An 11,358-nucleotide genomic window follows, 5' to 3' on the forward strand; every position below is an offset into this window, starting at 1 on the left:
CTTCTTCTGTTCAACAGCGATTTCGCTCTTGCATCGCGGGGCGGACCATATATGGACAAGCGCAGCGCCGTCCACCAGCGGCAACGCCAGCGCGGGGTTTGGTGGACGGCGCTGCGCTTGTCCACCCTACCGGTTCTACCTCGGCAGGTGGCCGGAATAATTATCAAGCCCGCAAGAGGAAAACGAACGGCTAAATGAATCAGTCTGATTTTCGCGCCTCTTTCTCTGCGAAGAACTGCCGGGTCAGCTTGAAGACCACGGGACTTAACAGCAACAGTGCGATCAGATTTGGCAGTGCCATCATGGCGTTCAGGGTATCGGCAACCAGCCAGACAAAATCCAGGTGCACCATGGCGCCAACCGGAATGGCAATCACCCAAAAGAGCCGAAACGGCAGTATTGCTTTGACCCCGAACAGGTACTCCACGCAGCGCTCACCGTAGACGCTCCAGCCCAGAATCGTCGTGAACGCGAAGATCGCGAGCCCGATACTGACGATGTAGGCGCCCGTTCCGGGCAACTCGTTGCCAAAGGCCATGGCCGACAGCGATGCGCCGTTTTCTCCGCTGGTCCAGGCACCCGAAATCACGATCACCAACCCGGTGACGGTGCAGATGATGATGGTATCGATGAAGGTGCCCAGCATGGCGACGGTGCCTTGGCGCACCGGACTATCGGTCTCTGCCGCAGCATGCGCAATGGGCGCACTGCCCAAGCCCGCCTCGTTGGAAAAGATGCCGCGCGCGACGCCCATCTGGATGGCGATCATCACGCTTGCGCCGGCAAAGCCACCGACACCCGCCGTGGGTGTGAAGGCCGCCTCGAAGATGGTCATGAAGGCACCTGGCACGGACGGGAGATTCATCGCCAGAACCACCAGTCCGGTAGCCAGATAGGCCAAGGCCATTAAAGGCACCACCTTGCCAGCTACCTGAGCAATCCAGCGGATGCCACCGATGATCACCAGGCCGACCAGCGCCGCGAGCGCCAGGCCGGTCACCCAGACCGGGACGTCGAATTTGCTGTTCAGTGCATCGGCGACCGAGTTGGCCTGAACCGTGTTGCCGATGCCGAAGGCGGCAAGTCCGCCAAAGACCGCGAAGGCGCCCGCCAGCCAGAACCAGCGCGGTCCCAGTCCATTGCGAATGTAGTACATGGGCCCGCCGACATGGTTGCCCCGTTCATCAATCTCGCGATAGTGCACGGCGAGCACCGCCTCTGCATACTTGGTGGCCATGCCCACCAGCGCCGTGATCCACATCCAGAACAGGGCGCCCGGGCCACCGATGGCAATTGCCGTGCCGACGCCCGCGATATTTCCAGTACCAATGGTGGCGGACAACGAGGTGGCCAGCGCGTTGAAGGGGGTGATGTCGCCTTCACCTTGATGATGGCGACCCTGCCAAAGCATCCGGAATCCGTAACCCAGCTTGCGCAAGGGCATCAGGCCGAGTCCCAGGTTCAGAAAGATGCCGGTGCCCAGAATCAGCACGAGCATGGGTGGCCCCCAGACCAGACCGTTCACCCAACCGATGGCGTCAGTCATCCACTCCATCCACTATCTCCCCTCTGCTTACATGGTTTCTGTCTAGCTGACGCCCGACACTATACAGAGGCTGACCCACGCTGTGCGCTCAAATGATGACACAAGGCCTGCGACCGCGCTGCGGACCGAGGTCACGGCCGAGACCCGTGGGCCTCTTCAACGGGCGCAAACAGCGCCATGACCTCCCTGATCGCTACATCAGCACCCTCCAATGCGAAGTTCGCTTGGCGCTCGCCGGCAACCTTGGCGCTGTAAGTGTACGGTCAGGGTCTCTGCTGCCATCAGGCGGCGCAAAGGCGTGTCCGCTCCGTGCAGCTCGCGCACATGTCCGAGCAGCAGCGAGACGTACCTGGGGCCAGCATGACGCAGCTCGGCCGGGTCTGTGCCAAGGCGACTGGCAAGGGCGTCGGTCACTGCCTAAACGAAAACTCCTCGGACCCGGACACCTGCCAGCGCAGGTCCAGCGCCTGATCGAAGGTCTCGGGGCCATCCGGGGGGTAACAGGAAGGTGCCCAGATCCTGTCCTCGCGGCTCGGCGCGTAGATCCTGAAGCCATGGGCTTGTGCATGACGGACAGCGGCGATGCGCACCGTCTCGGCATTGATGTCGTCGTAGCACGCCGTCAGCGTCCAGGCCTCTGCGGCGTGCATCGCCGTCATACCGGCAAGCCAAGCGACGGCCGCTGTCACGAGATCGCCTGCCGGGAGCACAGGCGATGATCAACAGCGATTGCAGGCGTGGGCATCACCATCACCCTCCCAGCGCAATCGATTGCCGATTTTCAATTCCCTCCGCCCAAGGATTCGATACCGTCTTTATCCAAGTATCGCGCTGGGGATTGCTGATCCAGCGCTGAGTTTTTTTCATGGCCAATACCGGGGCAGACTGATGCACGATTCAGCCGCCAAGTCGCGCACGACCACCCTTCCGGCACAGTCGTCGACACTTCGACGCGCCCTGTCCGGCGGCGCGCCGGTTCAGCGGCGCTGGTTGTATGGCCTTCTGAGCGCCGCGACGGCGTACCTGCTGATCAGCATCGGGCTCCTGCTCTGGTGGTGCAACCAGCCACCGATGTTCGATGTCGCTGAGCGGGTGGCACGCGTGACGCCACCGGGGCAAACACCGGTCACGGGCACGGCTGTGGTTGCGACGGCGATCGGCATCGGTTCGACCCTGCTCGATAAGCCCGGTGGTTTCCTCTACAACGATCGCTTGCCCCCGGGGCTGTTTCTCGACAACTGCCCGAGTTGGGAGTGTGGCGTGCTCATGGCATTGCGCGACCTGGTGCAGGCCCTGCGTAACGACTTTACCCGTGCCCAGTCGCAGTCGGTGGAGCATCTGGACCTCAGGCGAGCCGACCTGAAGCTGGCGAACGACCCCGACTCGTGGCTGTTTCCGGCGGCCGAGGCGGAATATCGCCAGGCGCTGGTTGCCTTGGATCGCTATCTGGACCAACTTGCCCGTGACGCGCTCACCGTTGGGCGCTTCCAGGCACGTGCCGACAACCTGAGCGCTTACCTGGCGCTGGTGGAAAAGCGCCTCGGCAATTTCAGCCTCCGCCTGTCCGGCACAACCACACAGCCGGTGCCCGGTTCAGGAGACCCTGGCAGCGGTGGGCGGATGACGGCCACACGGGGCGCCGGGGTCCACGCCGGTGAAGTGGCGCAGTTGGTGGAGGAGACGCCGTCGAATGAAATCGACAACGTCTTCCACTGTGCCCGCGGTTACAGTTGGGCCCTGCTGCATCTGATACGCGCGATCGAACACGACTTTACAGCGGTACTCGCGGACAAGGGTGCCGTGATCACGCTGCAGCAGGTCACGCGAGATCTCCAAGGGGCGATCAAACCGCTGACCAGCCCCTTCCTGCTGACGGGCCAGGGCTACGGCCTGCTCGCCAACCACCCGCTCGTTCTGGCCGCGTCTGTGTCGCGCACCAACGCCGGCATCATCGACCTGCGCCTGTTGCTGGAGCAGGGATGAGCTAACTCCGTCCGGATCAGACGCGGAATCCCGAGTTGAAAAAAGGGTTGCAAATGCCCGAGCCAGAAAACGGATAATCAGGGCTCCAGACGCGGGAGAAGCAAACTAAGCTCTTGTTTATGCTGGACCTGGCGGACGGATTCGTACCGACGACCCACTGATTTCAATTCGAGCGCTATACCCAGAATTGGCCTTTCCCGACCTAATGCATCAGTCGCTACTTCTTTGGCAAACCGATGCCCGCTGACGAGCTTAAGGCGTTTCTGGGACGTAACCAGCCAGAAAAGCCAATACTATTCGGTGCAGAACTGTAGAAAAGCTGATCAGGACGAAGCGCGGCGTAGCACCCGTGGAACGTTGCGTGGCTCACCGGGACAGAGAACAAGAAGGTGCCCGCGTTGATCAGCACCGAAGCGGTGCTGATATACACGACTACCAATTGCTATTCTTAAACTTTCCAGCTGTTGATTGACAGGTGTCAGAAGACGGACTTAAACCGACTGCTCTGCCTGTCGGATAGCGTTAGCAATATCACTCTTATCAAACGGCTTCTCAACAAAGGGAACCTTGGGGAACAGCCTTTGAAACAGGGAGCCCTGCTCGTTGTAGCCGGTTGCAAAGATAAACGGTACCGATAAGGCCAACAGCTCGCGCCCGACCGGCTCACTGTTGTCGGTACCCAGATTGATATCCAGCACGGCCAAACAGGGTTTACCCTGCTCGATCACCTTCAACGCTTCGCTGACCGAGGCTGCCAGAACGATATTCTGGTATCCGAGCGACGCCAGCACCTGCTCAATGTCGAAGGCAATAATCATATTGTCTTCCAATATCAGAACCTTGTCGGTATTGGGCGTGGGTGCACTGGGAAACTCGGTCACGCCTGTCGAGGCGTTGTCGACGGGCAAATCATCGCTCAGCCGGAAGTGGTCCGGCGGTATCGAAAAGGTGGCCAACAGCCCTGTGCGTTGATACTCAATTCTTGCGTCACCGCCGAGATCGTGCGGTACCGAGCGACTGATGATCACCGAGCCAAAGCCCCGGTGTGTTGGCGGAGCCTCGATCGTTACGCCAAGCTCCTGCCAATGAAACTCCAGCGAGCCGGCAGTACCGATTTTCCAATCGATCTGCACTGACCCGCTACTGCTCTTCAGCGCCCCATATTTGACCGCATTGGTCAACAGCTCATGGATCACCAGCGTCAGAGTGGTGAACGCTTTTGGGGTTAGATCAATCTCGGGGCCACTGGATCGAACACGCGCGGGGAGCGTTGCAATCGCTTCCACTTCGGTCTCGATGATGGTCCGAAGCGGCGCATAGCTCCAGTTTTTCTCGGTCAACTTTGACTGAGCAACGGCCAACGACTGAATTCGTCCGCCCAGCATCGACTTGTACTCATTGACATCGCCACTGACTGACGAGGTCTGGGACACGATACTGGACATCAGGCCAAGAATGTTTCGGACTCGGTGGTTCAACTCGTGAATCAGCACATCTTTCTGCTGTTGGGCGGAGCTGACCACCCGTTTGTACTCATCAAGATTGCGAACAATCACCTCCAGTAGCACGCTCTTGACCTGCTCGGCCAGAAAGAGTTCGGATCGTGTCCAGGGTTCCGAGTAACCGCGCCGTATCTCTTTCCACGCTTCAAAACTCTTGCGGGGCGTCAGGCGTATCCCGTTTGGACCCAACTCAACCGGCTTCTCGGGGTTGCCCGCCCAGTTCACGGTCTGCGCCTGCTCCTTGCGCAGGTAGATCAGCATGTCTCTGGGACGTCGCGACAGAGGTACAACCAACATGCCGGCATATCGGTCGGCTAGTGTCAGCCGTTCGTACAGCCAGTCAGAGAGGCAATCCACCGCAAAGATACCGCGGCTCTCGGATTGGTTAAGTTGTTGAATCAACAATTGAATATCTTCACTGCTGACCGGATCACCACTGACATGAAACTCGCCCGCCACCACCAGCACCATGGAATCGGATGGAATCAACTGGTGCATTTTCTGAGCGTGCACAACCAGGTTGTCGAACAGAGACACCGAGGTTTCCAGGCTGGTGACCAGCCTGAGATGAAGCTGACGCGCCTGCTCGCTGGCGATCCGTTCCTCTTCAAACATGCGTGAGCGGATCTCCAGTGCCAACGTCTCGGCGTACACCTCGGCAACCGAGCGTTGCTGCAGCGACGGCACATAGGGCGAGTAGTTATGGCAGGCAAAGAGCCCCCAGAGCTTACCATCAATGCGGATACTGACCGACATGGTCGCCTGCACCCCCATGTTTTGCAGGTACTCCAGATGGATCGGCGATACGGTACGCAGTGTGCTGATCGAGAGATCAAGCGTGCGCTGCCCCGAGCGTATAGGTACCCCAGGGTCGTTGACATCGGCGATCACACGGGTCAGATTTCTGAGGTAGAGCGCACGAGCCTGCGCCGGGATATCCGATGCGGGGTAACGCAGGCCAAGGTACGACTCCACGTCGATGTTACGCTGCTCAGCGATCACCTCCCCGCTCTGATCCGCATGGAAGCGGTAAACCATAACGCGATCGTATCCGGTGATCAGGCTCATATGCCGGGCGGCCCGGGCAATCAATTCGTTAAAGTCCTGCGCCAGCGCAACCTCCTGGTGGATCCGGCGCAGTGTCTGAAACGAGGCTTTCTCGGTCACCTGGCTCGGCTCCAGTTCGACGATCAGATCATCGCCGCTGATGTGCACCGCGACATCCATCTTGCCTTTACCCGGGATCACCTCCAGATTGAGCAGCCGTTCAGAATCGTCGCTGTGCTCCAGGCCCACAATCGCCCGACGGATTTTGATTTTGACACTCTCGCTGAACAGTCGCTCGATGGGCTGACCGATCAGGCTCTGCGCGCTTGCGTCAAAAAAGTCACTGACGTTCTCGGAGGCTGCGGTCAGGGTCCAATCGGCATTAAAACAGAGTAACAGGCCAAAACTCTGGATGCGCCCCAACAGGTGGATCGGCTCTCTCTCGCAATTACTGATATTGATTTCCTGGGAATCGTACATCGATAACACCCTAATTAGCGGTCTCCATATTCATCAGGTCTCGTGCTGAGCCAATCACACGCATGATCTCATCCAGACCAGCCGGCTTATTCAGAATTTTATCGAACAAGTGGCTATTTTCAGCCACCTCGGTTGCTCTGTTGTCCAGTGCCGTCAGCCCGATAATCGGCCGGGAGAAACCTTGCTCTCGCAAGTGGGAAGCCGCGGTAACTCCATCCATCACCGGCATATTGAAATCCATCAAAATGAGATCGATGCGGCCCTCCTCCGCTTTCTCCAGCGCTTCGGCACCATTTTTGGCGGTTATCACCCGGGTGCCACCAATCTTATTGAGCTGGGCTTTCAATAACAGCAGATTGGTCGGGCTGTCATCGACCGCCAGCACCGTCAGTTCTACATCAGGACGTTCGTCGGTGACCGGCTTGGCCGCGACCTCCAGCCGCGCTTGAAGCCGGCTGGTCAAACCGCTGCTTTCGACCAGAGCCGCCAGTTGCGATGGCAGTATGGGTTTGAACAACTCGTTATAGTCTGGGACGCCCTTAAGATCGATGGTGTACTCCTCGGCGCGCAGGATCACCAGCCGCCCCGGCGTTACCTGGAGCGCCAGACGTTTTATGGCACCGAGGTTACCTTCAACCAGGCTTTCATCAATGATGAGCAGGTCCGTATGGGTACTAAAGAGCTCGGTCTCCAGGTCTGAGTGATAGAAGACGGTCGCGCCCCAGTCGCTCAGCAGCGTTTTCATCACTTCGCTGCCGGTGTTGGCCGGGCTAATAAGCGTTACCTTGGGAGTACCGAGCATTTTGGGCTTTGTGCGCTGCGCCGGCAGCTCTTTGAGTGAAAGCGTGAAGCTGAATCGGCTCACTTCGCCCTCCACTGAGACCAGATCCAATTGGCCACCCAGTTTTGTCACCAGGTCGTTGCAAATCGACAGCCCCAAGCCCGCGCCCAACGGGCGCCCCTTTTGAGCCGTAGAGACCTGCCCAAAGGGTTTCAGGACCGCTTCGAGCGAATCTACCGGGATGCCGACACCCGTATCGCTGACAGCAAAATAGAGATCGAGAGTGTCCCCGGTACGTCGCCGACAGGCCACCCAAACGCTGATGGTACCCTGATCGGTAAATTTGATCGCGTTGCCGATCAGGTTGTTGAGCACCTGTTGCAGATGCACACGATCAACCAACACACGCGTCGTAAATAGCCGGGGATCAAACTTCAGGCTTAGATGCAGCCCCTTGCCCTCTATCGCAACAATGAAGGTACGCAGTGTATCCTCGATGGCTGCGAGCAGATCGGTCTCCTCGGGCGTCAGCTGCAGTGTGCCACTGTCACTGCGGGCTGCTTCGATGGCTTTGTTCAGTGAGTCGAGCAATCCTCGTGCGGCGCTATTGATTTTGTCGAGGTGTCTGAGTGCCGGTTTCGGAATCGTCTCGTCCGTCAGAAGCAACTCAGAGAGGCCCAGAATCGCGTGCAATGGAGTGCGCAGTTCATGACTCAACGTGGCGACCACTTTAAGCTGCTCACGCTTGACCTCGTCCAGCGAGTTCTGCGGCTCAGACGCCCCGGATCCGCTCTCTTCGGGCGGGCGAGCCGGCTGTGACGCCTGTATTGCAGTACGCCGCCGATTGGCCCACAAATACCCCAAGCTGAACGAACTCAAGACCAGCACTACAACCAATCCGGCGAGCGCCGTTGTGTTCTCGGAAACCGCCGTACCTGCCCAAGCGGAACTTACACCCGAAAGCCCCGCTAAAAATATAGTTTTATTCATTATGCTCATATGGATAGCTTACGTCGTCAGCTGACTTCGAGCAACAGATGCGACTCGACCCGATCAAGACTCTGCTCCATCCGATCGAAAGCACTAAGCGCCGCTGCAACGGCAGCCTCCAGATCCCGTTTCTGCCGCAGCCCCTGGTCGAGCACAGCTTTGGTCTCAAGCCACAGACCGGGCGTTGTCCGACCGTAGCCGCGATAAAAGTGGGTAACATCCTCTCTGCCCAGTTGCGCTTCGATTTTTGGCGCTTTCACCAGTCCGCCCAGAGCTGACCCCTCCAGCACGTAGATGACGCCGAGTTTCTCGGCCTAAGAGATCGGGGTCTGGGGAGAGCGTATATGCAGCCGATTCAAGATCGGGGGTCAGGATAGCCAGGTCTGTCGATATCCAGATCCGTCTTTGCCAGGCTCGCTCGGCCAGTGCCTTGTGGCGACAGGCCAGTTGGCAGGGTGCGAGGGTGTAATACCAGGAGTTGAGCGCCTGAACAACGACGCGGTCGTCTTCAGGTCGCAGGTTGGGGGCTAGCAAACGCTTAAGCCGTGGATGCTGGTCGAGGCGGGCATGCGCATCGCCGGTTAACTGTTTGAGTATTTTACTGGGACCCATCCGATGCTCAGTCGCCAAATCATCACCCTTCGGGTTGTGTTTTTTAATCCATTTCAGTGGATCCGAGTACCCTGACCCTGAATTCAGAGTAGGGGTCTTTTGGGTAGCCCCCCGAATATGCTGGACACCACTTTGCTCAGTAAAATGACCGTGCAAGGAGGTGTTCATGAGCGAAGTCAAGCGATGCTCTGCGAAGCGTAAGCAGGAGGTGGGCCTGCGTTTGCTGCGGGGTGAACGCCTGGATGCCCTCAGTCGGGAGAGCGGCATGCCCGCAGGTGATCTTTCCTCGTGGTGGGACGAGTTCCTGGTGGCTGGGCAGGCGGGCCTCAAGTGGCGCAGCGAGGATCCCAGGGTCGATGTGCTGGAGCGCGAACTGAAGCGCAAGCGCACCAAGTTCGGCGAAATGCTCATAGCCAAGGAGCTGCTGGAGTATCGCATCGCGCGCCATGAGGGCGAGGCCCCTATTCCGAAGCGGAGGTCGAATCGATGAGCCGGGACTGCTCGGTCTCCGCACGACGGGTCTACGGCAAGGTGCGTATCTGTCGCCACTGGGGCGTGGCGCGATCGACGCTCTACGCCCGCCGGGCGGCCCTGAGGGCCCCCGCGTCGACTGCGCACCGTGGGCGTCCACCGGTAATTGCTGATGGCGACCTGCTGGTGCAGATCCGCACCGTCCTCCGCGAGTCTGAGGAACTGGGCTGGCGTGGCGAGGGCTACCGGACGCCCACCATCTTCGTGGCTATCGATCACTTCGTGGGCGATATCGTGGGCTTTCATGCTGCCCGCTATGGCACGCGCTTTGAGGCCTGGGAGCCGATCCATCAGGGGCTGCGGGAGCACTTCGGCCCGCTGGGCGACGGCGTCGCCGAGGCGCTGGTGGTTCGCCACGATCACGGGGCCCAGTGCATGAGCAGCCACTTCCAGCGGAAACTTCGCTTTCTTGGGATCGAGTCCAGTCCGAGCTTTGTGCGGGCGCCGCCGGGTAACGGCGCGGCCGAGCGCTTCATGCGCTCGCTGAAGGAACAGCTGCTGTGGGTTCGGCACTTCCACACGGTGGAGGGGCTGCGCCTCGCGCTGCTGGAGTTCAAGGCGCGTTACAACGCCCAATGGCTGCTGCAGCGACACGACTGGCAGACGCCGGCAGCTGTTCGTGCGCAGCACAGCGAGCCGTTGGCGATGGCGGTGTGATTTAGGAAAATTCATTGTCCAGTTATTCAGGGGCTTTACAATCGCTGGAAAGAACGGCATGAGCGGTGTAAACAATCCAGCTCTTGAAGTGCGCAATTTCCGTGAAGCTATGCATGCGTTAGGCTACAGCTTCACGGCCAGCATCGAGGCCTTCTGTGCCACCAGTCCGATGGCAATGATGACGAACCCAACCGCATTCGCGGCTGGCTCGGACCTCGAACGCGCTTATGACCGCCTGCCCGAAGCCGAGCGTCGCACTGTTTACTGTCCGGAGGGGATCGCCGCAATCGAGCACTGCAAGAACGGCCCTGATAGTTGGTTTACAACGGGGAAATTACCCGGAGGCAATTGCTGCCGGTCCGGGCACCAACATCCATGGTGCATAAGCTGGGCGATGGGGCGAGTTGGATCGCCGACCTGGTTGCCGAGTGCTTTGGCACCCAGGGACGCTGTACGGTGGATTTCTTCCATGTCTGTGAGTCTCCCGCCGATGCTGCCAATGCGTGGATGCTGCGCAGTGACCGCTTTGGAGCAAAAGCCCTCGTCCCCTGAAACGGACCCTCATCAGGCTGCTGGCCGTGACCGCATCGTCCCAGCAGCCGTCCTTGACGCCCCCTCCGTGTCGAGTCGACAGCAAAGGAAACATAAGCGGACGCTGGAATTGCCTGCTGCCCAGCCTGAAGCCGGGTGTTTTTCTCGGGGCTTGGGTGAAGACCCGAGGGGGCGATCTCAAGCGATCGAATGGTGGTGCATCCCTTTCTTCTTGCCCGACGGCACTCAGACTGCAGTCGCTGACCGCGGCAGTGTTGATACTGTGGCCCGAGGCGGCGGCGGTGGTGCAGACTGAGGGGTAGACGCATCAGGTGCCGCCGGCGAGGATGGTGGTGGGGCTGTGAAGCTGGCGTTCGCCTGTAGCCATCCGGCAGGCCTCACCGGACTGCCGGTCATTCGGTCTGGTCGCCTGATCCGTTCACCTGATTAGGCCATCGGTTCGAAGACCGCCTCCAGGCTGGGGGCGTCCAGTATCCGTTCGAGCCAGACCTCGACCTCGGCTTCGGAAGCGGTGCTGATGCGATCAGTATAGGCTGCGGGGATGGCGCCAAAGCGCTTGGTCAGCAGGCGTTGTAGCGCCAATCGTTCGCCTTCCTGCCGGCCCTCTTGCCGGCCCTCTTGCCGGCCCTCCGCCTTGTATTCCGTTGCCCATTCCTCCAAGCGGTCTGACAGGCCCA

General features: G+C 59.5%; 10 protein-coding genes. 5 read left to right on the plus strand and 5 right to left on the minus strand.

Going from position 1 to position 11,358, the window contains the following annotated elements; all coding sequences use genetic code 11:
• Positions 1-198 (plus strand): hypothetical protein (locus F2Q65_RS19795; RefSeq protein ID WP_211354105.1); only part of this gene is annotated, 198 nt, incomplete at its 5' end.
• 1 nt (position 199) lies between these two features.
• Here F2Q65_RS19795 and F2Q65_RS18750 read toward each other — a convergent pair.
• Positions 200-1,555 carry an alanine/glycine:cation symporter family protein gene (locus F2Q65_RS18750; protein WP_150094926.1) on the minus strand — a complete coding sequence of 452 codons (1,356 nt, stop codon included), beginning with the start codon at positions 1,553-1,555 and terminating at the stop codon, positions 200-202.
• Between the two features lie 401 nt (positions 1,556-1,956).
• The gene (locus F2Q65_RS18755; RefSeq protein ID WP_150094927.1) at positions 1,957-2,205 is read right to left on the minus strand and encodes a hypothetical protein; all 249 of its coding nucleotides are present in this window, start codon (positions 2,203-2,205) and stop codon (positions 1,957-1,959) included.
• 112 nt (positions 2,206-2,317) lie between these two features.
• Between F2Q65_RS18755 and F2Q65_RS18760 the strand changes: the two genes are divergently transcribed.
• The gene (locus F2Q65_RS18760) at positions 2,318-3,529 is read left to right on the plus strand and encodes a DUF2333 family protein (protein ID WP_246156381.1); all 1,212 of its coding nucleotides are present in this window, start codon (positions 2,318-2,320) and stop codon (positions 3,527-3,529) included.
• A gap of 491 nt (positions 3,530-4,020) precedes the next feature.
• Here F2Q65_RS18760 and F2Q65_RS18765 read toward each other — a convergent pair whose 3' ends face one another.
• Both F2Q65_RS18765 and F2Q65_RS18770 read right to left on the minus strand, forming a co-directional pair.
• Entirely contained in the window at positions 4,021-6,558 is a 2,538-nt protein-coding gene (locus F2Q65_RS18765) for an HWE histidine kinase domain-containing protein (protein WP_150094928.1), read from the minus strand.
• Positions 6,559-6,568: 10 nt separating this feature from the next.
• A complete protein-coding gene (locus tag F2Q65_RS18770) occupies positions 6,569-8,338 on the minus strand; it encodes an ATP-binding protein (protein ID WP_150094929.1) in 1,770 nt (589 codons plus the stop codon).
• Between the two features lie 38 nt (positions 8,339-8,376).
• Between F2Q65_RS18770 and F2Q65_RS18775 the strand changes: the two genes are divergently transcribed.
• From F2Q65_RS18775 to F2Q65_RS18785, 3 genes are all read left to right on the plus strand, one after another.
• The gene (locus tag F2Q65_RS18775; protein WP_150094930.1) at positions 8,377-8,607 is read left to right on the plus strand and encodes a hypothetical protein; all 231 of its coding nucleotides are present in this window, start codon (positions 8,377-8,379) and stop codon (positions 8,605-8,607) included.
• Positions 8,608-9,107: 500 nt separating this feature from the next.
• A complete protein-coding gene (locus tag F2Q65_RS19800) occupies positions 9,108-9,431 on the plus strand; it encodes a hypothetical protein (protein ID WP_211354106.1) in 324 nt (107 codons plus the stop codon).
• Complete coding sequence (locus tag F2Q65_RS18785) at positions 9,428-10,129, plus strand: integrase core domain-containing protein (RefSeq protein ID WP_150094931.1); 702 nt, start codon at positions 9,428-9,430, stop codon at positions 10,127-10,129. Before F2Q65_RS19800 ends, F2Q65_RS18785 begins: the two co-directional genes overlap by 4 nt.
• 978 nt (positions 10,130-11,107) lie before the next feature.
• Here F2Q65_RS18785 and F2Q65_RS18790 read toward each other — a convergent pair.
• Positions 11,108-11,358, minus strand: a 251-nt coding sequence (locus F2Q65_RS18790; protein ID WP_150094932.1) for a DUF4351 domain-containing protein, incomplete at its 5' end; no start/stop codon positions are given.

Source organism: Thiohalocapsa marina (assembly GCF_008632335.1).
In the GTDB taxonomy this organism is placed as follows: Bacteria; Pseudomonadota; Gammaproteobacteria; order Chromatiales; family Chromatiaceae; genus Thiohalocapsa; species Thiohalocapsa marina.

Excerpts from the sequence above, each read along its gene's own strand:
- F2Q65_RS18750 (WP_150094926.1), bottom strand. The coding sequence starts at position 1,555 with ATGGAGTGGATGACTGACGCCATCGGTTGGGTGAACGGTCTGGTCTGG.
- F2Q65_RS18755 (WP_150094927.1), bottom strand. The coding sequence starts at position 2,205 with ATGACGGCGATGCACGCCGCAGAGGCCTGGACGCTGACGGCGTGCTAC.
- F2Q65_RS18765 (WP_150094928.1), bottom strand. The coding sequence starts at position 6,558 with ATGTACGATTCCCAGGAAATCAATATCAGTAATTGCGAGAGAGAGCCG.
- F2Q65_RS18770 (WP_150094929.1), bottom strand. The coding sequence starts at position 8,338 with ATGAGCATAATGAATAAAACTATATTTTTAGCGGGGCTTTCGGGTGTA.
- F2Q65_RS18775 (WP_150094930.1), top strand. The coding sequence starts at position 8,377 with ATGCGACTCGACCCGATCAAGACTCTGCTCCATCCGATCGAAAGCACT.
- F2Q65_RS19800 (WP_211354106.1), top strand. The coding sequence starts at position 9,108 with ATGAGCGAAGTCAAGCGATGCTCTGCGAAGCGTAAGCAGGAGGTGGGC.
- F2Q65_RS18785 (WP_150094931.1), top strand. The coding sequence starts at position 9,428 with ATGAGCCGGGACTGCTCGGTCTCCGCACGACGGGTCTACGGCAAGGTG.